At 69.4% G+C, this 1,965-nt stretch carries 1 protein-coding gene; it reads left to right on the forward strand.

The features are described from left to right. On the forward strand, positions 1-1,965 hold a 1,965-nt coding region (locus BUF17_RS21950; protein WP_175563773.1), incomplete at both ends, for a beta strand repeat-containing protein.

Consider the following 1,965-nt stretch of genomic DNA (forward strand, 5'->3'; position numbering starts at 1 on the left):
GGGTCGGTTGTCGGGAATATCGTCGACAACGCGGCGCTGGTGTTCGCCAATCCGACCGCCCAGACCTTTGCGGGCGTGGTGTCGGGTTCGGGCACGGTGACGAAGCAGGGCGCTGGCACGCTGACGCTGACGGCGAACAACACCTACACCGGCACGACGACGATCTCGGCGGGCACCCTGCAGATCCGTGACGGCGGCTCCACGGGATCGGTGGCGGGTGCCATCGTCAACAACGCCGCGCTGGTTCTGAACACGTCGGGGACCGGCAACAACGAGCTCGCCCTGAGCGGCGCCATTTCCGGCAGCGGTACGATCGACAAGCTGGGCTCGGGTCGGGCGACGTTCAACACTGCGAACAGCTATACGGGCGCCACCACGGTCTCGGAGGGAACGCTCCAGATCATCGATGCCGGCGGGCTCGGCTCGACAGCGGCCGGCACCACGATCGCCTCCGGCGCAACGCTGCTGGTCTCGGCCTCGGGCACGGTGGCGGAGCCGCTGACCATCTCGGGCACGGGCGACACCGCGAACGCTGGCAGCGGCGTCTACGGCGCCGTCTTCGGCATATCGGCAGACCTGAGCGGCCCGATCACCCTGGCCGACGACGCCACCATCGATGTTGGGGGCGTGTCGGGGGCCGTGACCGGCGACGGCAAGACCCTGACCCTCCTCGGGGGACCGATCCTCTCCAGTACGTCGGTGATCTCGGGGACGATCAGCCTGGCCACCAGCGCCGATCCGGGCGGCGGTGTTGCGATCGTCACGATCGCCGGCACGAACACCTACACGGGCACCACCACGATCAATGCGGGCCTGACGATCGTCCAGAACTCCGCCGCGCTCGGCTCGACGGCAGGGGGCACGACGGTCGCCTCCGGAGCGACGCTTCTGCTGGACGGCAGCGGCGGCGCGCTGTCGGTCGGCGAGGAAGCCCTGACGCTCTCCGGGACGGGATGGGCGAACCTCGGCGCGCTGAGGAACGACAGCGGCAACAACACCTATGCGGGCGACGTCACGCTCGCGGCGGACAGCCGGATCACGGTCGCGGGCGGGACGCTGACGCTCTCGGGCGACATCGGCGGGGCGGGCAAGAACCTGGAGCTCGTCGGATCGGGCGGCATGATCACGGGCGCCATCGGCACGGGCACCGGGACGGTGACGGTCGCTGCGAGCGCGAACTGGGTGCTGGCCGGGGCGAACACCTACACCGGCGACACCATCGTGGCGTCCGGCGGCGCGTTGCAGCTCGGCCATTTCTCGACGACGGAAGGCTCGGTCGCGGGCAACATCCAGAACGACGGCTCCGTCAATTTCTATGCGCAGGCCGATCACAGCTATGCCGGCGTGATCTCCGGCACCGGCTCGGTGTCGAAGGGCGGCAGCGGCACGCAGACGCTGACGGGGACCAACACCTATACCGGCGGCACGACGATCAATTTCGGCACGCTTTCGATCGGCGATGGCGGCACGACGGGTTCGGTCGTCGGCAACATCGCGAACAACGACGCCCTGATCTTCAACCGGTCGAACGACATGACCTACTCGGGCGTGCTGTCGGGTGGCGGCTCGGTCGACAAGCAGGGTGCCGGGACGCTGACGCTGTCGGGGACGAGCACGCTGACGGGCACGACGACGGTGTCGGGGGGCACGCTGAGCCTGACGGGCAGTTTGCCCGGGGCGATCGACGTGAAGTCGGGCGCGACCCTGCTCGGGTCGTCGACCGGCCTTTCCGGTGCGGTCACCGTGGAGAATGGAGCGACGCTGTCGGCGGCGAGCGGGACCTATTTCCAGGTGGCCGCGCTGTCGCTTGGGGCGACGTCGACGTTCGCGTTCGCGGCGGGCGCGCCGACGACGGTCGCGGGGGTTTCGGCGGACGGCAACCTCGTGCTCGGCGGCACGCTGGACGTCACGACCGGGGCGGGGTTCAAGTCGGGTACGTACCGGCTGATCGACTATACCGGGACG

This window comes from Pseudoxanthobacter soli DSM 19599 (assembly GCF_900148505.1).
Lineage (GTDB): Bacteria > Pseudomonadota > Alphaproteobacteria > Rhizobiales > Segnochrobactraceae > Pseudoxanthobacter > Pseudoxanthobacter soli.